Origin of the sequence: Robertmurraya korlensis (assembly GCF_023715225.1) — a bacterium.
GTDB lineage: Bacteria > Bacillota > Bacilli > Bacillales > Cytobacillaceae > Robertmurraya_A.
Window position 1 is genome coordinate 1 of sequence record NZ_JAMBNS010000021.1, and the last position, 22,766, is coordinate 22,766.

A 22,766-nucleotide genomic window follows, 5' to 3' on the forward strand; every position below is an offset into this window, starting at 1 on the left:
AGCCAGGATCAAACTCTCCAATAAAGAGTAAGATTAGCTCTTAAAGTTAAAACGTTGGCTAGTGTGTATTTCAACACTAATCATTTTTTGTTGACGTATGATTTGTTTAGTTTTCAAAGAACAATTTATTTATCCGTCGCTCTTGGGCGACTTTTTAATATTACCAGAACCAAACGTGAGAGTCAACAACTTTTTTAAATTATTTTCTCAGAAGTTTAACTTCTTTTGCGGCAACAGATAATAATATATCACCATATTGAATTGAATGCAACATGTTTTTTATAAAAAAAGCGTACAAGAATAATTTTTAATTCTTGTACGCTATTTTAATCGTTAACGATGTCTCATCGCTGGGAATAACAATACATCTCTAATAGAAGGAGCATTTGTTAGGAGCATAACGAGTCTATCAATTCCGATTCCTAAACCACCTGTTGGAGGCATACCATACTCAAGAGCTTCGATAAAGTCATCATCCATCATATGAGCTTCATCATTTCCTTCTTCACGCTCTTTTAATTGTGCTTCAAAACGTTCACGCTGATCAATCGGATCGTTCAGCTCAGTGAATGCATTCGCATGTTCACGAGCGACAATGAATAATTCAAAACGATCTGTAAAACGAGGGTCTTGATCATTTTTCTTAGCAAGAGGGGATATTTCAACCGGATGGCCATATATAAATGTTGGTTGAATTAACTTTTCTTCTACTTTTTGCTCGAAGAACTCGTTAACAATATGACCATAAAGCATAGTATCTTTAATTTCTACTCCATGTTCTTTCGCTAAGGCTCTTGCCTCTTCAACGCTCATTTCCTTCCAGAAATCAGCACCTGTATATTCCTTAATCGCGTCTACCATATGAAGTCTCTTCCACTCTGGCTTAAGGTTCACTTCATATTCACCGTATTGAATAGTAGTTGTCCCTAATACTTCTTGAGCAATATGAGCAATTAGATTTTCTGTTAGACTCATAATATCTTGATAATCAGCATAAGCCTCATACAGTTCAATCATTGTAAACTCAGGATTGTGACGAGTAGATACACCTTCATTACGGAATACACGTCCAATTTCATAAACCTTTTCTAAACCACCTACGATAAGGCGCTTTAAATGAAGTTCAATTGCAATACGCATATATAATTCCATATCTAATGCATTATGGTGTGTAATGAACGGACGAGCAGATGCCCCACCTGCAATAGCATGCATCATAGGAGTTTCTACTTCAAGGTATCCCTTAGAATCTAGGTATCTTCTCATAGATTGAATGATTAAACTACGAGTAATGAATGTGTGTCTGCTCTCTTGACTCATAATCAGGTCAACATAACGTTGACGATAGCGCTGTTCAACGTCCTTCAGACCGTGGAATTTATCAGGAAGTGGTCGTAATGACTTTGTTAAAAGCTGAAAGTCTTCTACCTTTACAGAAAGCTCTCCTACTTGTGTCTTAAACAATGTCCCAGTTACACCAACAATATCTCCTAAATCAGCAATATTAAAGATTTCATATTGCTCTTCACCCACTGCATCTTGACGAACATATATTTGCAATTGTCCCTTTAGGTCTTGGATATGCGCAAAGCCAGCTTTACCTTTTCCACGCTTTGTCATAATACGTCCAGCAATAGTTACAGCAATATTTTTATTTGCTAGTTCTTCTTTTTCCATTTCTCCGTACTGACTAATAAACTCCTGGGAGAAACCAGAACGTTCAAATCTCTTTCCAAATGGATCGAGACCTTTTCCTTGAAGAGAAGCTAACTTTTCTCTTCTTACTTGCAATTGGTCATTAAGTTCCTCATGACTCATTTTTATCAACTCCATTTTCCTTCTTGTATCTATCAAACATCAATTGCTTGAATTTATGTAATAACCCCATCTTATAAGCATACTATATTATTTTACACAAAGTGAGAAAAACAGACATTAAAAAAGTAAAATAAAATAAAAACTGCCAGCATGAACTGGCAGTTTACATAATCAAACGTATTATATTGAATGTTCGCTTAGAAGTCAAACCTTAACCTACTTGAGATTCCATCGCTTCTTTTTCTTCTTCTTCTACAACTAGAGCAGTTAATAAAGTAAAGAGATCTGCACGAGTATTGCACTCATTAATTGCATTACGCACCTTCGCATTTCCTCTAATCCCTTTTAAATACCAAGCTGCATGCTTGCGCATTTCACGAACAGCTACATATTCTCCCTTAAGAGCGATAAGGCGATCTAAGTGAAGAATACACACATCAATTTTTTCACGAACGGTTGGCTCACCCATGAGCTCCCCTGATTCCAAGTATTTAACCGTACTGTAGATCATCCATGGGTTTCCTAGAGCTGCACGACCGATCATTACTCCATCACAGCCAGTTTCTTCTAGCATACGCTTTGCATCTTGAGGAGTCGTTACATCCCCATTGCCGATTAATGGAATACCGATTGATTGCTTAACCTCACGAATAATATCCCAGTTTGCTTTTCCTTCGTACATTTGGACACGAGTACGACCATGTAAAGAAACTGCCTTACCGCCAGCTCGCTCAACGGCCTGGGCATTCTTAACCGCATAAATATGATCTTCATCCCAGCCCATACGCATTTTTACAGTAACCGGCTTTTTCACTACAGCCGTAACCGCAGAAACCATCTCATAAATTTTATTAGGATCTAAAAGCCACTTTGCTCCTGCATCACATTTTGTGATTTTTGGGACTGGACATCCCATATTGATATCAATAATATCCGCATTAGTGTTTTCATCAACGAACTTAGCAGCCTGGACTAATGTTTCTTTCTCACCGCCAAAGATTTGCAAGCTCAGCGGCTTCTCTCTCTCATCGATGTAAAGCATATTCATGGTTTTTTCGTTTTTTAAAATAATTCCTTTATCACTAATCATCTCCGCACAAACTAGACCTGCACCAAACTCTTTAACAGTTAAACGAAAAGCAGAGTTACATACTCCGGCCATTGGAGCTAACACTACTTGATTTTTCATTTCAATATCACCAATTTTAAGCATATTATCCCTCCTATCTTAGATAATCTATTTATTAATCCACCTCTTGTGGCATTAAATCCTTTATTGAAACTTTCAGTGCTTGAGCCGCTGTTTCCACTAAATGATCTGAAGGCATTCGATTTCCTCGTTCTATTTCACCTAATACAGAAACAGAAACACCGATTTCCTTTGCAAACCCTTCTTGTGTATAACCTTTTAGTTTTCGAAAAGCGCGAATACGTCTTCCCCATTTTTCTGCTTCCATATTCGTACCCCTTCTTTTTCAGCGTTCATATTGAAATAGTCTTCTATCGACTTCGCCTGATTAGGTATCATAATTGAAGAATCTATCTCAAGTAATGGCGCAAGAACAAAGGCGCGTTCCTGCATTCTTGGATGTGGAACAATTAGGTTCTCTGCTTCAATATTTTCTTGATTGTAGAGCAAAATGTCAAGGTCTATTGTTCTTGGACCCCATTTAAATTCCCTTTTTCTACCTAAATTCTTTTCAATACGTAGGCAGATTTCTAACAATTCATACGGTGTAAGTGTAGTTCTAATCAAGATTACCATATTTAAAAAGTCATTTTGTTCCGTATATCCAACCGGAACCGTATCATAAATAGAGGAGCATTTTACCAACTGAATTTCATTTTCCTCTTTTAAATACTGAATGGCATTGACTAGGTTTTTATATCGGTCTCCCATATTTGTACCTAAGGAAATATAGGCAAAGTTATTCAATTTTATCTACTCCTCATTATTTCAACTGCCACTGACTCGTAATGTCCTTGAATTGGTGGATCAGGCTTGATCACCTTTACGGTTACAGCATGAGCTTTAGAAAAGTCTCTTAACACACGCGAAGCAATTCCCTCAGCAACTGATTCAACAAGCTTAAATGGTTCACCTTCCACAATATCCTTACACAGTTGGAAGAGCTCACCGTAGTTAATGGATTCATTCAAGTTATCACTTTGACCCGCCTTCTTCAAATCCACCTCAACAACAAGATCAACCATAAATCTCTGTCCTAATCGATTCTCTTCTGGGAATACACCATGAAAACCATAAAATTGCATACGGTTAACGTAAATTTTATCCATCATATTCTCCTTTTCCCATCATGGCATCCATCATTTTTGCCATTCGACTAATTTCCTTCACATCGTGAACTCTAACGATTTGGCATCCCTGTTGAATACCGTAACATACAGTCGCTCCGGTTCCTTCCATTCGTTCATGTACAGGTAAGTCTAAAACAGCACCTATCATTGATTTGCGAGAGGTTCCAAGGAGAACAGGGTAACCAATAGCTACAAGCTTATGTAGATGTCTCATCATTTCCAAGTTTAATTTTACATTCTTTGCAAAACCAATGCCGGGATCTAATATAATTTGTTCATCACTTACACCAGCTTCCTTCACTAGCGTTATGCTTTCATATAAATCATTCATAACATCCCTGAAGAAAGACTGATAGTTCCGGTCCTCTCGGTTGTGCATGAGAATAATAGGTGCCTTTGTTTCAGCCGCTACCTGTTTCATATTCACGTCAGCCTTAGCACCCCATACATCATTAATAATATGAGCTCCAGCAGCTAGTGCCTCTCGAGCAACATCTGCTTTGTATGTATCGATAGATATAGGAACATCAACCGCATTTGATATAGCTTTAATAACAGGAACCACACGTTCAATTTCTTCTTCTGCAGGTATAAATTTCGCCCCGGGCCTAGTGGACTCCCCGCCGATATCAATAATATCAGCACCTTCTTCCACCATCTCAATCGCTCGTTTGACCGCCTCATCCATCTTATTAAAGCTTCCACCGTCTGAAAAAGAATCAGGGGTAGCATTTAAGATTCCCATGATGATTGTTTTTTTCTTAAAATCTAATGTATATGGTCCGGCAGTAATCAAATAAAGCGCCTCCTAATTCCTTTATTAATTAATTTATTTCTTTCCTACTCCAAAGACTATTTGTATACATTTGATACGCTTGGTGCAACATCCGAAAAAGCTCACCCTTTACACCTGGAAATACAAGTGAATCTACTTTCGAGATTGCGACAATCTCTTGAATCGAGTTTGTAACAAATACCTCAGTAGCTGTATTAAGTACATCTGTTTTATAGAAACCTTCCTTAACCTGTATTCCCTTTTTACTAGCAAGTTCCTTTATAAATGATCGGGTGATTCCATTTAATATTCCTGTACCGAGGTCAGGGGTAAACAATTGGTTATCTATTACCCAGAAAATATTTGAGACGATTCCCTCTGCAATCCATCCATCCTCTGTTAGAAAGATGCCTTCCACATCTGTCCGATTTTCTATTTCTTTTTTTGCCAATAGATTATTCATATAGTGATGAGACTTCAAACGTAAGGGACCTTCCGGAGTATTACGACTGAGCTTTAGAAACTGAGCTTCCTTCTCTGTCGGACCACCAGCTTCAGGAAGAGGCTTTACAAACATCATTACATTGGCATGTTCATATGGCTCCACTGGTAAACCAACCGCTCCAACACCTGCTGAAACGTTTAGTCGTATATACGCATTGGTCAGTCTGTTCTTTTTCAATAGAAGCTTGAGCACTTGAATCACTTCGTCTTTATTTAGGCTTTTTCGAATTCCAATCATCTCTAGACTGCTATTGAGCCGTTCTAGATGATCTACTAATAAAAAGGGATGACCTTCATATACACGAAATGTTTCAAATAGGCCCATTCCATAAAGGAAACCATGGTCGAAGGGGGAGATTCTAGCTTCCTCCTCCCTGACCATTTCTCCGTTCATATACAAATACATCAATATCCCTCATTCTTTGGAGACAATTCCATTTTGTAAAACGAAACAAAATTCTGAAGCAATTGTTTCCCTGCGGTAGTCATAATGGACTCTGGATGGAACTGAACTCCCTCTACTGGGAGATCCTTATGCCTGATGGCCATGATTTCTCCTTCTTTCGTCCAAGCAGATATTTCAAAGCACTCTGGAAGCGTGTCTTTCTTTACAATTAAAGAATGGTATCTTGTTGCAGGAAATGGGTTTGGTAGCCCTTCAAAGATGGTTTTTCCATCATGATACATAAGAGAAGTTTTGCCATGCATCAACCGCTCCGCTTGCACGACATCTCCCCCGAACACTTGAGCGATCGACTGATGTCCGAGGCAGACACCAAATATAGGAATCTTCCCTGCAAATTCCTCTATTGCTCTTAATGATATCCCTGCTTCGTTCGGGCTACATGGGCCTGGTGAAACCATAAGAAAGTTTGGCCCTAATTCTTCGATGTCTTTAATACTTATGGCGTCATTTCGCTTAACTTCTAGAGTCTCACCAAGTTCACCTAGATACTGAACAAGATTAAAAGTAAATGAGTCATAATTATCTATCATTAAAATCAATGGAATTCACCTTTTTCCGCAAGTTCTTTTGCTCTCCATAGAGCCATTGCCTTTTTTAAAGATTCTTTATATTCATGCTTAGGATTAGAATCAATGACAATTCCTGCTCCCGCTTGAACAAAGGCTTGTCCGTCTTTTACTAACATTGTGCGAATGACAATATTTATTTCCATGTCATCATCAAAACCAATCCAACCCATAGAACCCGTGTAAATTCCGCGCTGAACCGGCTCGAGCTCTTCAATAATTTCCATTGTTCGAACTTTAGGAGCTCCTGTAATTGTACCTCCAGGAAAAGCAGCATCAATCAAATCAAAAGATGTTTGATCTGGTCGTATGACGCCTCTCACATTCGAGACAATGTGCATAACATGCGAATATCTTTCAATGACCATAAATTCGTTTACTTCAACCGTTCCGTACTCACAAACTCTTCCTAAATCATTTCGTTCTAAATCAACGAGCATCACATGCTCTGCTCTCTCTTTTTCATTTTCAATGAGTTCCTTAGCCAGTCTTAGATCTTCTTCTTCATTCTCTCCTCGAGAACGAGTCCCAGCAATCGGTCTTGTACTAACCTCTTTTCCATGCTTTTTAACAAGGAGCTCAGGAGACCCACCTACAATCTGAAACTCAGGGGTATGTAAATAACTCATATACGGTGACGGATTCAATTGTCTAAGCTGGTCGTATACATTCACCGCTGGAATAGAGATCGCTTTTGCTTGGCGAACAGATAAATTCACTTGAAAGATGTCGCCTTGAGCAATGTATTCTTGAATTCTTTCTACCGCTTTCATAAACTGTTCGTCGCTCATCGATACATGAAGCTCATCATTATTAGGAATCATTCTATTTTGTTCGATCTTCACTACTGGACCTGTCCATTTTGACTCCCACTCATTAAGAGCATTCGTATTTTCATGTCCCTTTTCTGTAATCTGCAAGAGCCAGAGCGTTTCTTCTTCATGATCAAATACAAACCATTCATTAAAGAGCAAAAAATAGACCTCCGGCATTTCTAAATCATCCGATGAAAATTTAGGCAACCTCTCTATATAACGCACATAATCATAACTGATATAACCAATAAGGCCTCCTTGAAAATCCGGAAGTCCTTCCTGACGCTCAAGCTTATATTGAGCCATATATTCTTTCATTAAATGAAGAGGGTTTCCTGGTAGCTCCTGTTCCCTTCCCTTATCAACAATCGTTAGTTTGTTGTTTTTCCCTAAAAAGATTGTTTCTGGTCCAAAAGCGGCAATATTGTATCGTCCGCCTCGGCCACTTTCTAACAACACATGGTGTTGATAGGCTTGCGAAAGCTCTCTGTACTTCTGATAAAACCTTTCTTTATCAAAAGGTATCTGTTTGCTAGTTAATGTTAATATTTTCAAAAAAGGTTCTCCCCTTTAAAAAAGTTCCTTGTTTTATTTTACTATTTGCCAAAATAAAAACAACAGCCCTAGGGACTGTTGCTTATGTTTTGATTAATCTTCGAATTGATATAATGGAGTACTTAGGTAACGTTCTCCGTTACTTGGAATAATTGCCAGTACTTTCTTGCCTGCTCCAAGCTCTTTTGCTACCTTCAATGCAGCACAGATCGCTGCTCCTGAAGAGATCCCTCCAAGAATTCCTTCTTCCTTCGCTGCACGACGTGCATATTCGAAAGCTTGGTCATTAGAGATTTGAATCACTTCGTCATAGACCTTTGTATCAAGAATATCAGGAACAAAACCTGCGCCGATTCCTTGAATTTTGTGTGGACCTGGCTTACCACCAGATAATACAGGTGAATCAACCGGTTCAACCGCATAAATTTTAACATTGTCAAAATTCTGCTTAAGAACTTGACCAGCTCCTGTAATTGTTCCACCCGTTCCGATCCCTGCAACGAATGCATCAAGACCTTCACTCATTTGCTCAACAATTTCCTTACCTGTCGTTCTTCTGTGAACTTCAGGGTTGGATAGGTTTTTAAATTGTTGTGGCATAAAGTAGCCATTTTCTTTTGCAAGTTCTTCTGCTTTACGAATAGCTCCGCCCATTCCTTCTGGACCAGGTGTTAAAACAAGCTCTGCTCCGTATGCACGAAGTAGATTACGTCTTTCCATACTCATCGTTTCTGGCATAACTAGAATTGCTCTGTACCCTTTTGCAGCAGCAACCATAGCAAGACCTATTCCTGTGTTACCACTCGTTGGCTCAACAATCGTATCTCCAGCCTTAAGTTCTCCACTCTCTTCAGCGGACTCAATCATTGCAAGAGCAATACGGTCTTTTACTGAACTTCCTGGATTCATATATTCAAGCTTTAAATATACATCTGCGCTACCTTCTTCAACAAGGCGATTAAGCTTTACAATCGGCGTTTGTCCGACTAGTTCTGAAATAGAGTTTGCTACACGTACCATCAACAACCACTCCTTATTCCGACTAATTTTATTGGTTTAATTTAATTTATAACATAAATTTGCCAAGTGTCAATCTTTTTACACAAAACTCTACTGATTTTTCAAGTAAGAAATCGTTCCAATGAACTACCCTAGTTTTGTTCGTAAAACCAATCAACCTTAGCCTCTTCCCAAAAGTCGCGCGCCGTTGCGGTTACATCCATTTGCTCTAAGGCTATTTGTCTTCGAATGCTGTCTTTTACATCCTTATATTCAAACGTTCTTCCTTTTATTTGATCGTGAAGCATAACAATGGAAAAACCATTATCTGTTTTAATCGGACGTGTCCACTCGTTTTCCTTCAACTCTTTGACAGCAGCTAAGTAGTCGCGGGCATATTGATCCATTTCTTCACTAACATAACCAATATCGCCCCCTTGATTTGCACTGAATTCATCAATGGAGCGTTCCATTGCTAAAGCCTCAAAACTTGTACCCTGCTCAAGTTCTTCTAGTGCCTTTTTTGCTTCTTCTTCCGTCTCTACAATGATATGAGAAAGGTGGTATGCGGTTGGAATTTCGTACAAGCTAGAATTTTCCTTATAAAACTTTTTTAAATCTTCTTCTTTCACTACCACATCTTTTGTCAGAAGCTCATCAAGCATGAGGCTATATTGAATTTGCTGTCTCCACTTTTCTTCATCTACATTTTCATTAGAGCCTGAACCGTACATGGTTTTCACTAGGAGAAGCTCTCTATCTACCGCTTTTTTTGAAATGGAGATATCATATTTTTTTGCTAACTGAGCAATTGCTTTCTGATCAATCATCTCACTCAAAACATCACGACCATAACGCTCTTCCATTTCCCCAAGCCATTCTTGTCTAGTTATGGTTTCCTTCCCTATCGTTGCCACTACCTCTTTACTACCGCCGTTATCCCTTGATAAGAAAAAAATAAGGGTTGCAACATTAAGCAAGAGAAGGCCGACAACTAAAGACTTTAAGTACCTTTTATCCACCAGTTCTCCCCCAGGTTTTAATTAAAATTTTGCCTGTTCCTTTAAACTCTCTAATTCTTCTTTTGTAAATAGATATTTTTCATTACAGAAGTGGCATTGTGCTTCTGCTTGACCATCTGTGACAATCATATCTTCTATCTCCTCTTTACCTAAAGAGATGATTCCATTAGAGAATTTCTCCTTTGAACATGTACATGAGAAAGTAACAGGTAATGTTTCGAGGATTTTTACGTTTTCTTCACCGAGTAGCTCATTTAATATTTGTTCAGGAGTGAGGCCCTTTTCAATCATCTTAGAAATGGGTTCAATGGTTTTTAGGCGATTTTCTATTTCTGTAATGGTTTTATCTTCGGTTCCAGGCATCAACTGGATAATAAATCCACCCGCAGCAAGAATACTATTATCAGGATTCACTAAGACACCTACTCCCACAGATGAAGGAACTTGTTCTGAAGTGACAAAGTAATAAGTAAAGTCCTCACCTAATTCTCCTGAGATAAGAGGGACTTGACCTGTAAAGTTCTCACGTAGTCCAATATCTTTAACGACCGATAAGAAACCATCTGTTCCCACCGCTCTTCGAACATCCAACTTTCCATGTTCATTCAAATCAAAATGAGTTTGGGGATTGGTTACATATCCGCGTACTTCTCCTTTTGCATTCGTATCAATTAATATCGGACCAAGAGGACCCCCACCATTAATCCTAATAGTGATTTTTTCTTCACCTTTTAACATAGCCCCCATCATAACACCTGCCGTCATAGCTCTGCCTAAGGCAGCTGATGCAGTCGGCCATGTATAATGACGTCTTTGTGCCTCCCCTACTGTTTCTGTACTCCTAGTCGCGTAGGCACGAACTTGCCCGTCATAGGCAAGAGCTTTTATTAAATAGTCACTCATTTCTTTACCCCTTTCAGTCATACAATGCTGTTATCTTACTTTATCGTTTCCAAATTTCTTTTATAAATTATCTGAAGGCCCTTTAATGTTAAAAATGGATCAACAATATCAATAACGTTAGATTCTTGTGCAATCAGGTTTGATAATCCCCCTGTAGCAATAACGGTAGGCTTTTCTTTACTTTGGTCCTTCATGCGTTTGACAATTCCTTCAACCTGGCCTACATAGCCATAAAGAATCCCCGCTTGCATGGCGGCAACCGTATTTTTTCCTACAACCCCTTCTGGACGAGCAATTTCTATCCTCGGCAGTTTAGCAGCCCTTGTATATAGAGCTTCTGTTGAAATATTAATACCAGGAGCAATGGCTCCTCCCATGTATTGCTTATGTTCATCTATGTAACAATAAGTAGTTGCCGTACCAAAATCAACGATGATCAACGGACTTCCATACTCATGGATAGCAGCTACCGCATTAACAATTCGATCTGCACCGACTTCCCTTGGGTTTTCATACTTTATATTTAACCCGGTCTTGATTCCTGGCCCCACGACTAAAGGCTTTATATGGAAATATTTTTGACACATACGTTCTAATGAGAACATGATGGGCGGTACAACGGAAGAGATAATAATTCCGTCTATATCGGAAAAAGAAAGATTGGCATGATTAAACAGATTCTTAATAATCATTCCAAATTCATCTTCTGTTTTTGAACGATTTGTTTCTATTCTCCAATGATGTTTTAATTCCTCTCGATCATATACACCTAACACAATATTGGTATTACCCACGTCAAATACAAATATCAAACGTCTCACCACTTTATTAAAATTTCTTAACCTTTAGTTTCATTCTGCCAACATCATACCATAACTATCCAACGCAAGCATAGAAAAGAGGCACTCAGGAAAAGAGTACCTCTTAAGATTTATTAGTCTTTTTTACTTCTTAAATCAGGTAATGTACTTTCATTCGAAGATGATTCCTCCGAAGATGATTCCTCATCCTTTTTACCACCGATGTTCACTTTCACATCGTCTACCACTGATGTTGTAGACTTGGTACTTGCACCTTCCTCACTAGATGTACGATCAGGAAGTGTTCCTTTTTCAACTAGGTGCTTAATTTGCTCAGCATCTAGAGTTTCTACTTCAAGAAGTGTATTGGCTATCAAATCAAGTTTATCTCGATTTTCAGTGAGAAGCTTTTTCGCTTTCGCGTAACACTCTTTAATGATCGTTTGGATCTCCACATCGATTTCATAGGCAATCTTATCTGAATAGTTTTGTTCATTGTGAAGATCTCTACCTAAGAACACTTGACCACCAGAAGATTGACCAAATTGTAAAGGACCTAATTTATCACTCATCCCGAATTCTGTAACCATTCGACGAGCAATACCTGTCGCACGTTGGAAGTCATTATGAGCTCCTGTACTTACTTCACCAAAGACGATTTCCTCAGCAACACGACCACCTAATAGTCCAACAATTTTATCAAGAAGCTCAGGTTTTGTCATGAAGTAACGATCTTCTTTTGGAAGCATTACCGCATAGCCACCTGCCTGCCCACGAGGGACTATCGTTACTTTATGAACCATTTCTGCTTCATCTAACACCACGCCAATAACCGTATGTCCAGCTTCATGGAAAGCAACAATATTACGTTCTTTTTTAGATATCACACGACTCTTCTTAGCAGGTCCGGCAATTACACGATCCGTTGCTTCATCGATATCTGTCATATCCACCTTTTTCTTATTTTGACGAGCAGCCACTAATGCCGCCTCGTTCAATAAGTTTTCAAGGTCTGCACCAGAAAAGCCTGGTGTACGAGCTGCAATAGCTTTTAAGTTTACTGATTCATCAAGCGGCTTGTTTCGTGCATGTACTTTTAATACCGCTTCACGGCCTTTAACATCTGGACGATCAACTGTAATTTGACGGTCAAAACGTCCCGGACGAAGCAACGCAGGGTCTAAAATATCCGGACGGTTTGTTGCAGCAACAATAATGATTCCTTCATTGGCACCGAATCCATCCATTTCTACTAGCAATTGGTTCAGCGTTTGTTCACGCTCGTCGTGACCACCACCAAGGCCGGCACCACGCTGACGTCCAACTGCATCGATTTCGTCAATAAAGATGATACAAGGAGCATTTTTCTTTGCATTTTCAAATAGGTCACGAACACGTGATGCCCCTACCCCAACAAACATCTCAACAAAGTCAGATCCACTGATCGAGAAGAACGGTACTCCAGCTTCACCAGCTACCGCACGAGCTAATAGTGTTTTACCTGTACCAGGAGGTCCTACTAAAAGTACCCCTTTTGGAATACGTGCACCTAGCTCTGCGAATTTACGAGGATCCTTTAAAAATTCAACCACTTCAACGAGCTCTTGCTTTTCTTCATCAGCACCAGCTACATCTTTAAAACGAACCTTCTTTTTATCATCATTGTAAAGCTTCGCCTTGCTCTTTCCAAAATTCATGACACGGCTTCCACCGCCTTGTGCCTGATTTAAAAGGAAGAAGAACAAAATAAAGATAATGACAAACGGAATAATAGAAGTAAAGAAAGTTACCCAACCACTTGTTTCCTTCGCTGGAAGCACATCCACAGTAGGGTCTGCCTGCTCAATCTTTTGTAATAGACTTTCACTGTTCCATACGTAAGTAATAAATGATTTTCCTTCTTCAGCACCTTCAAGTGTCCCACGAACTTCATAAACTCCTCTTTCTGGCTGAACAGAGATGGACTCCACCTGTTTAGCTTCAAGATGGTCTACGAATTTACTATAAGATATATTTTCGGTTGGTTCATTATTACCATTAAAAAAGCTAACCACACCAATAATCACTAGAAAAATTAATAAATAAAAGATGGTATTACGAAAAATCCGATTCATCCCTTACCTCCTCCCACGGGTAAACAAACTATAGTAAATAGTAACATAGAAAATTGTTCCAGTATATGAATATGCCTATGTAATATGCATACTATACTAATTCTTTTGTCGTACGCTTACTCGTTATTTGTCGTATACACTTCCGGCTTTAAAACCCCAATATAAGGTAAATTACGGTATTTCTCCGCATAATCGAGACCATAACCTACAACAAACTCATCAGGAACGATGAATCCAACATAATCTGCCGCAATATCAGCCTTACGACCAGTTGGTTTATCTAATAACGTGACAATACTGATTGACTTTGCTTTGCGGTAACGGAAAAGCTCAACAAGATAGCTAAGTGTTAACCCACTATCAATGATGTCTTCGATTATTAATATATCTCTACCCTCTACTGAAGTATCTAAATCCTTCAAAATTTTCACTTCACCAGAAGAGACCGTTGAATTCCCGTAACTTGACACATCCATAAAATCCATTTCAAGGTATGTATCCATTCGTTTTAAAAGATCTGCCATAAAAGGCATCGCACCTTTAAGTACGCCAATAGCTAACGGAAACTTATCACTATAATCTTGTGATAGTTTTGCGCCTAACTCCTTGATTTTCTCCTGAATTTCTTCTTCAGAAAATAAAACTTTTTCAATGTCATTTTTCATCATGATTTGCTTGTGCCCCCTAGAAGATCATTGCTTGTTATATTGTAAAAGTATGTATTTCTTTTCATCAGCTTGAACGAAAGAAGAGATATCAGATTTCTTTATTCCGGGAATCCAAATGATATGATCACTTGAGTCTGTAACTATAGGCCACCTATTTCTCTCAATAATGGGTAGCTTCAGATCAATAAAGATATCTTTTATCTTTTTTGTTCCTTTCATCCCTTTCACTCTCATTCGGTCTCCCTCTCTCCTTGTTCTAACCTTCAGCGGAAGATGGCTGTAGGTTAAAGGAAGTAGAAGTTGATTAATGTTAGTATATTCTATTTCTTTATCAACATATTCCCATGTAATGAAATCCCCTGTTGGTAATAATGTTTTTCCAACCGTTAATTCAATTTCAAAGATTACATCCTTTGGTAGGGTATGTTGAAATTGAAGTTGCAACTCTCCATACGAACGAGTTACCTTTAATTTTTCAGGTAAATCAATCACACCAGAGGGCTGAGGGTTATTGATAAGAGAAAAGATCTGTTCGATATGAACAGCAGAAAGGGAAGCTGGTTGATGCTTATAAAGATAGTTTAATATTAGTTTAATCACTCTTCTTTGTAAAGGCATTGGCATTGAGCACAAGGTTTGAATGTCAATAACAATTTTTTCTTCACTTTGAAATTTCATAACCTTTGTTAATTGCTGGTTTGCCATATCCTCCAAAAAGCGTTCTGTTTCTTCCAATTCCTCACTAAATCTTTGAAAATGTTCATGTACCCTAGGATTTTCAGCCTTCAAAAATGGAAGGATAGTGTGGCGAAATCGATTTCTACTATATTTGTCACTGTCATTACTAGGGTCTCTTCTTGGATCTAGCATATGTCTTTGGCAGTATTCTTCTATTTCTTGTTTAGAGACGCAAAGAAAAGGTCTTAGAAGTGTCCCTCTATCAAAGGGTCTCGAAAAAGGGATACCGACTCTAGCTTTTCCTGAACTTCCTCTTGTTAACCTCATTATAACAGTTTCCATTTGGTCATCCCCGTGATGTCCGAGCATCAAATAGCGAAGGTTTTCCCTTCTCATCGTTTCTTGAAAAAAAGAGTATCTGCATTCTCTAGCAGCTACCTGGGAGCTTAACCCTGTTTCTTCCATGTACAATGGTACATTTATAGAACGAACAGTTATAGGAATGTTCCTTTCTTCACAAAAGGACTGAACAAACCTTGCTTCACGCTCGGACTCACCTCCTCTAAACATATGATCAACATGTGCAACAAAAAGTCTGAATTGGTAACGCTCCTGACGTCTCCAGAGGAAATGTAGAAGTGCGAGGGAATCGGGACCTCCCGAAGCACCAACTAAAATGCTAGCGCCCATTAAGTTTATTTGTTTTCGAGTTAGAAAAGCTTCTACTTTTTGTTCAAGCATGAGAGATTCTTCCTTACTTCATCGTCTTATCTTTAGCTTACCATGTTCTATACATTCCTTCAAAAACTAAGGAGGTGATTTATGATTTTTTTATAACTGTCCATATATATAAAGGAAATAAAGAAAGGACAGTGTCGTTACAATGAGTGTTGTTTCTAGCGCATGCCTTTTCTTTTTCTTTTTTACAATGATTTGACGACTTTGACCTGTTTGATTTTGAACCTGACTTCTTTGCTGCTGCACAGCTGGTTTGGAGCGTTGCTTTTGGGGTTGTACCTTGGATGCCTTCGATGTATTGGGCTGTGCGGGAGCATAATTACCATCAATTAGTGCTTTTCTCATTTCCATTGCTGATTGGTATTTCCCTTTTAGCGCATGAATGATTACTTGCTCAAATTTCTGTAATTCAGACTTTTGTCTAATCATCATCTGTAGCTGATTAAGACCACCTGAAGTTTTCTCGAATCGCTTGGGATAAGCCGTATTGATCATAATCATCGCAACAGCAAACAAATCATAAGCTGGATCTGCTTTTCTTGATCCTAGTCCCCAATAGCCCCGATCATAAAACTCAGTGAATTCCTTAATTGCTCTACCTTGAATGGTTGTACCGCCAACATCAATACATCGTATTTTCGATGGTGGTCCTGTAACGATTAAATTTTCTGGCTTTAAGTCACCAAAGGTCCACCCATTGATATGTAATAAATGGAGATCGGAGAGTAGCTGAAGCACGAGAACTTCAATCCATACTGACCCCTTTTGTTGTATAAATGTTAAAAAATCTGGCCCTTTAATATATTCCATTGCATAAAAAGATACTTTTCCTGACGGCCTTATCCAATCATCCACATCAACCAAAGAAGGCCCTAGGGTTGACCCTTGGACCTTCGCAAAGGATTTGAGGACATTGACCTCAGAAGTAATTGACATCCCATTATGACTCAACTTTAATGCTACATACTGATTTAAGTACTGAGCAAGATACACAATTCCATTTGCTCCGTACCCAAGCTCCTTAACAATTACATATCTATTCTTATGCCATTTCCCTTCAACAATTGTTCCTGCTGTTATATTAGACAGATTCTTCAAAGTATTGTTCATCATCACGAGAAATTAGGCTCCTTAACGAACGTTTTTTCTTAAAGGATGACAGTGCTTCACGAAGTGCGGGACCAGTAGGTGTAATTCCACCTGTTGTAAGTTTTGAGAAAATACTAGTTAATGATTCTAACCTCGGTGTCCAATCCAGCAATTTTTCGACATCATTCTTTTTCCCGGGAAATACAAAAACGGAAAAATGATTGTCACCTGACCTAGCATTAAGGCTTAACGATAGGTCTAGTATGGCCTCTTTAACAGTTGGAAGCTTATGTTTCATACTTGCACTTGTATCGACAAGAATCAACACTTCTAGCTCTACCTTTTCTCCAAGCTCATCAACAACCTCCATTACTTCGCCCCGTTTATCAGGAGGTAAATCCTCTACTGTTTGTGAACCACCTAAAATTTGCTGTAGTTCCTTGTTTACCACTCCTTGAAGTGTTTGCGTCATTGCCTTTCTTGTAACCATTTGTACGGTTTGAGAAAGTTGCTGTGCATAGACTACTTGGCTTACTCCTCCACCAGATAATGCGATATTCTCAATTTCTCTTAATCCTTGATCATCAATAACATCCTGTTCCATTACTCCTATAACATTCACAGTGATCCCTTGTTCTTTTGCAAGAGCTGAAACAGCAATTGGGTCCTCTCCTTGGTTTGAGCATCCATCAGTTATTAATAGAATTTGTTTTAATGTGCCAGTTTTCATTCGATTCCCCTCCACGTCTAAATGTTGATAACATTTTCGACTAGTTGGAGAGGAAATATACATATATTTTCTCTTTACTGTATAAAATAACTAGTTTGCTTTTTGTTTATATTTATTTACCGGTATAGAGGACCATTTCGGAGTATTATGTTTAATCTTTGAAACAACCACTGTCATATCATCTTCAATATACCCTGAACGAGAGCGAATCACCTCTTCCATAATTAGATCCGCCACCTCTTGTGGATCATCTGTTACTAACTCTCCAATTTTCCGTTTCATCCAAAGATCGTAGTTTTCTACATGCTTAGGCCCTTCAAATACTCCATCACTCATCATGATCAGGAGATCCCCTGCCTTTAACTGTTCGCTTACCACATCCACATCAAACTCCTGAATAATCCCCATTGGAAGATTACTCGCTTGAATTTTAATAACGGAATTCCCCCTCTTAATAAAACTTGGTGTTGAACCAATTTTCAAGAATCGTACAGCAGCATTTTGTAGATCAATCATCGCTAAGTCTAAGGTCGAGAATATTTCATCCGTTGTGCGCAGTGATAAGACCGAATTAACTGACTTTATCGCCACCTTCTCTTCAATCCCTGATTGGAGGATTTTTTGTAGAAGCTGAAGAGTTTCCTGACTTTCAATATGGGCTCTTTCCCCATTTCCCATTCCATCGCTAATGGCAACAGCATGCTTACCACCACCAAGCTCAATCGTTGAATAACTATCACCTGATACAAAGCCCCCATCCTTTGCCGCATGAGCAACTCCTGTATCAATGGTAAATGCCTTCGCCGAACGGAACGTTACATGACAATAACCATTTGGATAGGAAGCGCACTCTTCTGCATTTACAACGATGTTTTCCCCTAATATGTCTGAAAGCATAGGAGCGATGATCTTTTCACATTCTCCATGGCCATTACAATAGGGAATGGTTATATCTATATCAACATTTCCTTGTTCAAGGCTGTAGATCTCCACATGTTCAATATGAACACCATACTCTCGTAAGGCTTCAAGTATAAGCTCTTCTTGCTTATAATGATTATCTCTTTCCCTTTGAATTTCCTTTGCAAAGTTCCCCATAACGGTTGAAACACCCAGGAGTTGATCAGCTACTAGTCTTCTACTTTCCTGCACTTGCTTCTTTAGCTTTTGATTCGCTTGGTAAAAGGTTAGCTCCTGTTGAATCGCATCAACTACCTTTTTGGACTTTGTGCAATGTTTCTCCCAGTCTCGTGAAAGCTTCAATGGCACAACACCAGAGTTTTGATCCATTTCATTCATAATATCCTTCATATATTCATAAGTTGTATTAAAGTTTCTGGACCAGCAATTCTCCTTTTTAAAGCAAGTTTGACAGGTCTTTTCTGTTACGTTTCCAAGGAAAAAGTCAAGTTCTCTATCTTTGTCTATTTCTCCACTTTCATCTAATGATGAAAAACTGTCTGACAAAGCTTGAAAGACAGAAGAGAATTGTTCTACTCTTTGTGCAGTTACATCCCTCATTTTTCTCATATACTGCTGTTGCTCAGCAGAATACTCAGGTGTTCCAGGAATATGTTTGGCCAGCTTAGATGTTAGTGCTTGAGGTGTCAGTATAAATAATAGAATCGCAGCAGATGTTTCTAAGAGGGTTTTATAAAGTGAGCCACCACCCTCACCATACATACCAATTAATAAAGTGGCTATTAATAAACCAACAGCTACCCCTATTTTTTTCCCTTCTTTTAAGAGCCCTCCTAATAGCCCAGAAAAGGCTAGTAAACTCATATGATAGAAACTAGTAATGTTCGCAAGACTGAATATTAATCCCGTCACCACTCCGACAGTAGAACCTACGGTCGCCCCTGCAACAAAGGAGAATACTAATACTAGATACCTTGACATAATATGTTCAATAGATAAATCATACAATGACCAACCAATGGTTCCTGTCATAATAGATGCCAGCATAATAATTAGACAAACGATTTCTTCAGTTTTTAACGTTTGTCTTCTTTTACTTATTGAAAGAAGAGGGATACTTTGAAGGAAAATTAGGGTTAGTATAAAGCCAAGGCTAGCCTCAACCCCTGCCATCATTCCATCGTAAAGTGATACATTGCCTGTTGTTAGATAGCTTTTTCCAATCTCACCAATACCCAAAGTGAAGAATACATAAAAGGGGATTGCACGAACTTCTGTTTTTAGCCATTTTTTCGTTAGACGAAAGGCAAATAAAAAGAGAAAAGCTGTGCAAAAAGCAAATGCGGAATTCACAATTGAAAGGGTTGCTGCACCAGCTACTAATCCGATTAAAGCAAGAGGAGCTTTGTCCTTTTTCACGAAATAAACAGCCGCAAAAAAAGGAAGGGCAAAAGGCGTTAGTTTAGCCAATATAAGCGCTCGTCCAAGCAAAAATCCGATGAGTAGTAGAAGAATTCCTTTCTTTACGAAAAACGTCTCTACCTTTGCTTGTAGCTTGTCCAACATATTTCCAAACTCGATCTTATGTTTATTAAAATTGACATCACCGACAGGATCAATAATATTCCTTTCTACCTTTTCCATAATTTTTACACCCCATTTTTGTTTCGTTGCAAGCATTATAAAAAACATAAGTTCAAAATTTTGTCAAAATTACTCAACATATTCCAATTTTCCTTCGACGTAATTCTTGGATTAATTCAAAACTTATTCAATAACGTGACAAGATTCTATATATTTCATCGCTTTCGGAACTATATTCATAACTTCGGAAGCAAAAACCCCTTCCAAAAAGAAAGGGGTTTTTGTAGAAATTAAAGGAATAAAAATAGTTATTTTTATAGAAAAATATGAGTTCATACAAAAAGGCAAGCCGTTTTTCGGCTTGCCTTCATATTTATTAATGTATAAGCAGCAAGTTACCCTCTTCTAGCTCCTCTTCCGCCACGCTTAGATTCTGTATTGCGCTTAAGAGAAGACAGTCGATCTTCACTATCTTTTAAGAAACGAGCCATTTTAGATTCAAAATTCTCTTTAGGAGGCATTCTATCATTGGCTTTCCCTTGACGAGGACGTCCTGCTCCTCTTGAATCATTTCCGCCACCACGATATGGTGGTCTTTCCGATCTTTCTGGACGAGAGCTGCGTTCAGGTCTCTCAGGTCGATCTACAGCTTTTTTAATTGATAAACCGATCTTTCCATCTTTCTCAACATTGATAACTTTTACTTCAACTTGGTCACCAACTTTAAGATGGTCGTTAATGTCTTTAACATAATTATCTGCAACTTCACTAATGTGAACAAGACCTGTTGATCCTTCCGGTAGCTCTACAAAAGCTCCAAAATTAGTAATGCCTGTTACCTTTCCTTGTAACTTGCTGCCTACTTCGATTGACATAAAAAGAATGTTCCTCCTTAAGAATATAAAAAATCATACTTTATATATATTATACAGAAAGGAAAAAAAGCGTGTCAATAAGCCGAGTTACCGGTTCATTTTTCCTTGTCTTTTTTTTCCTCTGGGAGGTTGAAAATTATCTCGTTACTATTGGAAAGAAAGAAATCCTTTCTTGCTAATTTAGCGATATATTCTTCATCATTTAGCTTAATGATTTCCTCTTTAAGGATGGTTTCATCCTTTTTTAAGGCGACTAATTCCTGGTCTGCCTTTTGCTTTTCTTCCTTCATTGCCTCAAGAGTCGCGGATTGCCTAAGGAGTGTAGATACAATAAAGTATGCTGCTAATCCTACAATTACAATAAAAACAGTTAGCCTTCTTATAAGCAGAGTTCTTTTTCTTGCATTTTGAATCACTGCCATTTCCTGATGCTCCACATATTGTGAAGGTATTTTTGTTATATTGCGTTTTCTGACAACACTCACCTCGGCGTTCCCTCCTTACTCTTTGTCCTTTCTCCACCTAGAAAGAACGTTATTAATGGTATTCTTTATTCGTTGATAATATCCTGCTAACTTATTATATAACTTCTCGACGGTTTTTTTAATATGTTTCGGCAATAAATTCCAAAATAATATCAAGAGCCATTTGACAGGGGTAAGTACAAGTTTTATTATCATCCAAATGACCTGGATTGCCCACTTTACAAGCGCGAATAGTCCCTTTCCTATCATTGTAACTAGACTTACACAACCTAGCAAGAGAGAGACAATTGGCCTATAAATAAGCATAAGGAATATTTTAACAGCATACCGATAAATAGAGATTATCATGGTTATGATAATCTCTAAAACTCTTGCGTACCCACGCTTTAAGAGACTTTGGTAAGCAGCAAACCCACAGAGAATGGCCAAGAAAATATAAAACCTTAATTCTCCTTGGTTAATAACAAATAATACGTAGAAAAAAATCAATCCCTGTAGAATCCAAAAGAAAATGTCGTTTAAAAATACAAGCCAAGACTTTCTTTTTGATCGAAATAAGAAACGATTATACGTATCAATTGCAGCACCTAGATAGCTTCCCATGGCCGCCATGGAAATCATTGTTAAAAATTGTGTGGTAAGTGTCATCGGAATAACTTGCTAAAGAAACCTTTAGCCTTCTCCCCATGCTGATCATCTAAATACACAAGATCAAAAACTTTCCCTTTAATGGATACAATCCCTTTATCAACATCTAGGTTTTTCATCTGCAGATTCTGACCCTTAATAGCAAGAAAGCCCATTACGGTTTCAAGCAGAAACTCTTCATTATCAAAACTTTCAACTTGTTTCACACCTGTGATGTCTAAAAGTCTACGTCCCCTCATAATGACATCATGATCTGGTAACGTAGACCCCTTTGAAGAAGTATTTGTGTCATAGTATTGGCTCATTCTCTCATCCCTCACAATCACTTTGTACAACCTTTTGTACATATGTATGAAGGGGATGATTCAATTAGAACAGAAACATACGTGGACGATTCCTCATCTAGCTAGCTATTCTACGGCTTCTTCAACCTTTTCTTCCTTAACGAGACTATACATATCTGCCGCTTCCTCTTTTCTGGACGTTTCTTGAAGCTTTTCGATTTTTACCGTTACGATCTTTTGTCCAAATCGGACAGCCAGCTCATCTCCAACTTTTACGGTTGAGCTTGCTTTTGCCTGTAGGCCATTTATCGTAATTCTTCCTTGGTCACTAACCTCTTTCGCAAGTGTTCTTCTTTTAATAAGACGTGAGACTTTTAAAAATTTATCTAATCTCATATAAAACTCCTCCT

Annotated in this window: 24 protein-coding genes; all 24 read right to left on the reverse strand. The window is 38.4% G+C overall.

Translation table 11 applies throughout. The features are described from left to right. Positions 1-333: 333 nt before the first annotated feature. The 24 genes from lysS to M3175_RS23440 all read right to left on the reverse strand — a co-directional run bounded on the left by lysS (position 334) and on the right by M3175_RS23440 (position 22,752). Positions 334-1,827 (reverse strand): lysine--tRNA ligase, encoded by a 1,494-nt coding sequence (lysS, locus tag M3175_RS23325; protein WP_251524252.1) that lies wholly within the window; start codon positions 1,825-1,827, stop codon positions 334-336. Between the two features lie 202 nt (positions 1,828-2,029). Continuing rightward, complete coding sequence (gene dusB / locus M3175_RS23330; RefSeq protein ID WP_251524141.1) at positions 2,030-3,031, reverse strand: tRNA dihydrouridine synthase DusB; 1,002 nt, start codon at positions 3,029-3,031, stop codon at positions 2,030-2,032. A gap of 31 nt (positions 3,032-3,062) precedes the next feature. Beyond that, the gene (locus M3175_RS23335) at positions 3,063-3,275 is read right to left on the reverse strand and encodes a helix-turn-helix domain-containing protein (protein WP_251524144.1); all 213 of its coding nucleotides are present in this window, start codon (positions 3,273-3,275) and stop codon (positions 3,063-3,065) included. Continuing rightward, on the reverse strand, positions 3,227-3,754 hold the full coding sequence (folK, locus tag M3175_RS23340) for a 2-amino-4-hydroxy-6-hydroxymethyldihydropteridine diphosphokinase (RefSeq protein WP_251524146.1): 528 nt from the start codon (positions 3,752-3,754) through the stop codon (positions 3,227-3,229). Before folK ends, M3175_RS23335 begins: the two co-directional genes overlap by 49 nt. A 2-nt stretch (positions 3,755-3,756) precedes the next feature. Beyond that, positions 3,757-4,116, reverse strand: a complete 360-nt coding sequence (folB, locus tag M3175_RS23345; RefSeq protein ID WP_251524148.1) for a dihydroneopterin aldolase — start codon at positions 4,114-4,116, stop codon at positions 3,757-3,759. Further along, the gene (gene folP, locus M3175_RS23350) at positions 4,109-4,882 is read right to left on the reverse strand and encodes a dihydropteroate synthase (RefSeq protein ID WP_251524254.1); all 774 of its coding nucleotides are present in this window, start codon (positions 4,880-4,882) and stop codon (positions 4,109-4,111) included. Before folP ends, folB begins: the two co-directional genes overlap by 8 nt. 79 nt (positions 4,883-4,961) lie before the next feature. After that, the gene (pabC, locus tag M3175_RS23355) at positions 4,962-5,822 is read right to left on the reverse strand and encodes an aminodeoxychorismate lyase (protein ID WP_251524150.1); all 861 of its coding nucleotides are present in this window, start codon (positions 5,820-5,822) and stop codon (positions 4,962-4,964) included. Then, positions 5,822-6,421, reverse strand: a complete 600-nt coding sequence (gene pabA / locus M3175_RS23360) for an aminodeoxychorismate/anthranilate synthase component II (RefSeq protein WP_251524152.1) — start codon at positions 6,419-6,421, stop codon at positions 5,822-5,824. Before pabA ends, pabC begins: the two co-directional genes overlap by 1 nt. Next, positions 6,418-7,818 (reverse strand): anthranilate synthase component I family protein, encoded by a 1,401-nt coding sequence (locus M3175_RS23365; RefSeq protein WP_251524153.1) that lies wholly within the window; start codon positions 7,816-7,818, stop codon positions 6,418-6,420. Before M3175_RS23365 ends, pabA begins: the two co-directional genes overlap by 4 nt. 93 nt (positions 7,819-7,911) lie before the next feature. Next, positions 7,912-8,838 carry a cysteine synthase A gene (gene cysK / locus M3175_RS23370; protein WP_251524155.1) on the reverse strand — a complete coding sequence of 309 codons (927 nt, stop codon included), beginning with the start codon at positions 8,836-8,838 and terminating at the stop codon, positions 7,912-7,914. Positions 8,839-8,969: 131 nt separating this feature from the next. Continuing rightward, positions 8,970-9,839: a peptidyl-prolyl cis-trans isomerase gene (locus M3175_RS23375; protein WP_251524157.1), complete on the reverse strand. Its 870-nt coding sequence runs from the start codon at positions 9,837-9,839 to the stop codon at positions 8,970-8,972. A gap of 21 nt (positions 9,840-9,860) precedes the next feature. Then, positions 9,861-10,742 carry an Hsp33 family molecular chaperone HslO gene (gene hslO / locus M3175_RS23380; RefSeq protein ID WP_251524159.1) on the reverse strand — a complete coding sequence of 294 codons (882 nt, stop codon included), beginning with the start codon at positions 10,740-10,742 and terminating at the stop codon, positions 9,861-9,863. Positions 10,743-10,777: 35 nt separating this feature from the next. After that, positions 10,778-11,554, reverse strand: a complete 777-nt coding sequence (locus M3175_RS23385; protein WP_251524256.1) for a type III pantothenate kinase — start codon at positions 11,552-11,554, stop codon at positions 10,778-10,780. A 122-nt stretch (positions 11,555-11,676) separates the two neighbouring features. Continuing rightward, positions 11,677-13,656, reverse strand: coding sequence for an ATP-dependent zinc metalloprotease FtsH (gene ftsH / locus M3175_RS23390; protein WP_251524162.1), 1,980 nt, complete (start codon positions 13,654-13,656; stop codon positions 11,677-11,679). Positions 13,657-13,772: 116 nt separating this feature from the next. Next, positions 13,773-14,324 carry a hypoxanthine phosphoribosyltransferase gene (hpt, locus tag M3175_RS23395; RefSeq protein WP_442638229.1) on the reverse strand — a complete coding sequence of 184 codons (552 nt, stop codon included), beginning with the start codon at positions 14,322-14,324 and terminating at the stop codon, positions 13,773-13,775. A gap of 24 nt (positions 14,325-14,348) precedes the next feature. Then, complete coding sequence (gene tilS, locus M3175_RS23400) at positions 14,349-15,743, reverse strand: tRNA lysidine(34) synthetase TilS (RefSeq protein WP_251524165.1); 1,395 nt, start codon at positions 15,741-15,743, stop codon at positions 14,349-14,351. A 90-nt stretch (positions 15,744-15,833) separates the two neighbouring features. Then, a complete protein-coding gene (gene prkT / locus M3175_RS23405) occupies positions 15,834-16,853 on the reverse strand; it encodes a serine/threonine protein kinase PrkT (RefSeq protein WP_251524168.1) in 1,020 nt (339 codons plus the stop codon). Then, complete coding sequence (locus M3175_RS23410) at positions 16,822-17,622, reverse strand: vWA domain-containing protein (protein ID WP_285852443.1); 801 nt, start codon at positions 17,620-17,622, stop codon at positions 16,822-16,824. The genes prkT and M3175_RS23410 overlap by 32 nt, the downstream gene beginning before the upstream one ends. Positions 17,623-17,649: 27 nt before the next feature. Next, positions 17,650-20,124, reverse strand: coding sequence for a stage II sporulation protein E (gene spoIIE, locus M3175_RS23415; RefSeq protein ID WP_251524173.1), 2,475 nt, complete (start codon positions 20,122-20,124; stop codon positions 17,650-17,652). Positions 20,125-20,459: 335 nt separating this feature from the next. Beyond that, entirely contained in the window at positions 20,460-20,939 is a 480-nt protein-coding gene (locus tag M3175_RS23420) for a S1 domain-containing RNA-binding protein (protein WP_251524175.1), read from the reverse strand. 95 nt (positions 20,940-21,034) lie between these two features. Continuing rightward, entirely contained in the window at positions 21,035-21,424 is a 390-nt protein-coding gene (locus tag M3175_RS23425) for an FtsB family cell division protein (RefSeq protein WP_251524179.1), read from the reverse strand. 15 nt (positions 21,425-21,439) lie between these two features. Continuing rightward, positions 21,440-22,072 carry a spore cortex biosynthesis protein YabQ gene (gene yabQ / locus M3175_RS23430; RefSeq protein WP_251524182.1) on the reverse strand — a complete coding sequence of 211 codons (633 nt, stop codon included), beginning with the start codon at positions 22,070-22,072 and terminating at the stop codon, positions 21,440-21,442. Beyond that, on the reverse strand, positions 22,069-22,377 hold the full coding sequence (gene yabP, locus M3175_RS23435; RefSeq protein ID WP_251524185.1) for a sporulation protein YabP: 309 nt from the start codon (positions 22,375-22,377) through the stop codon (positions 22,069-22,071). Before yabP ends, yabQ begins: the two co-directional genes overlap by 4 nt. Positions 22,378-22,482: 105 nt before the next feature. Beyond that, on the reverse strand, positions 22,483-22,752 hold the full coding sequence (locus M3175_RS23440; RefSeq protein WP_251524188.1) for an RNA-binding S4 domain-containing protein: 270 nt from the start codon (positions 22,750-22,752) through the stop codon (positions 22,483-22,485). Between the last annotated feature and the right edge of the window lie 14 nt (positions 22,753-22,766).

Excerpts from the sequence above, each read along its gene's own strand:
- hpt (WP_442638229.1), bottom strand. The coding sequence starts at position 14,324 with ATGATGAAAAATGACATTGAAAAAGTTTTATTTTCTGAAGAAGAAATT.
- folP (WP_251524254.1), bottom strand. The coding sequence starts at position 4,882 with ATGGGAATCTTAAATGCTACCCCTGATTCTTTTTCAGACGGTGGAAGC.
- M3175_RS23440 (WP_251524188.1), bottom strand. The coding sequence starts at position 22,752 with ATGAGATTAGATAAATTTTTAAAAGTCTCACGTCTTATTAAAAGAAGA.
- prkT (WP_251524168.1), bottom strand. The coding sequence starts at position 16,853 with ATGATGAACAATACTTTGAAGAATCTGTCTAATATAACAGCAGGAACA.
- yabQ (WP_251524182.1), bottom strand. The coding sequence starts at position 22,072 with ATGACACTTACCACACAATTTTTAACAATGATTTCCATGGCGGCCATG.
- M3175_RS23335 (WP_251524144.1), bottom strand. The coding sequence starts at position 3,275 with ATGGAAGCAGAAAAATGGGGAAGACGTATTCGCGCTTTTCGAAAACTA.
- M3175_RS23410 (WP_285852443.1), bottom strand. The coding sequence starts at position 17,622 with ATGTATATTTCCTCTCCAACTAGTCGAAAATGTTATCAACATTTAGAC.
- dusB (WP_251524141.1), bottom strand. The coding sequence starts at position 3,031 with ATGCTTAAAATTGGTGATATTGAAATGAAAAATCAAGTAGTGTTAGCT.
- pabC (WP_251524150.1), bottom strand. The coding sequence starts at position 5,822 with ATGTATTTGTATATGAACGGAGAAATGGTCAGGGAGGAGGAAGCTAGA.
- M3175_RS23420 (WP_251524175.1), bottom strand. The coding sequence starts at position 20,939 with ATGTCAATCGAAGTAGGCAGCAAGTTACAAGGAAAGGTAACAGGCATT.
- folB (WP_251524148.1), bottom strand. The coding sequence starts at position 4,116 with ATGGATAAAATTTACGTTAACCGTATGCAATTTTATGGTTTTCATGGT.
- yabP (WP_251524185.1), bottom strand. The coding sequence starts at position 22,377 with ATGAGCCAATACTATGACACAAATACTTCTTCAAAGGGGTCTACGTTA.
- ftsH (WP_251524162.1), bottom strand. The coding sequence starts at position 13,656 with ATGAATCGGATTTTTCGTAATACCATCTTTTATTTATTAATTTTTCTA.
- cysK (WP_251524155.1), bottom strand. The coding sequence starts at position 8,838 with ATGGTACGTGTAGCAAACTCTATTTCAGAACTAGTCGGACAAACGCCG.
- tilS (WP_251524165.1), bottom strand. The coding sequence starts at position 15,743 with ATGCTTGAACAAAAAGTAGAAGCTTTTCTAACTCGAAAACAAATAAAC.
- hslO (WP_251524159.1), bottom strand. The coding sequence starts at position 10,742 with ATGAGTGACTATTTAATAAAAGCTCTTGCCTATGACGGGCAAGTTCGT.
- spoIIE (WP_251524173.1), bottom strand. The coding sequence starts at position 20,124 with ATGGAAAAGGTAGAAAGGAATATTATTGATCCTGTCGGTGATGTCAAT.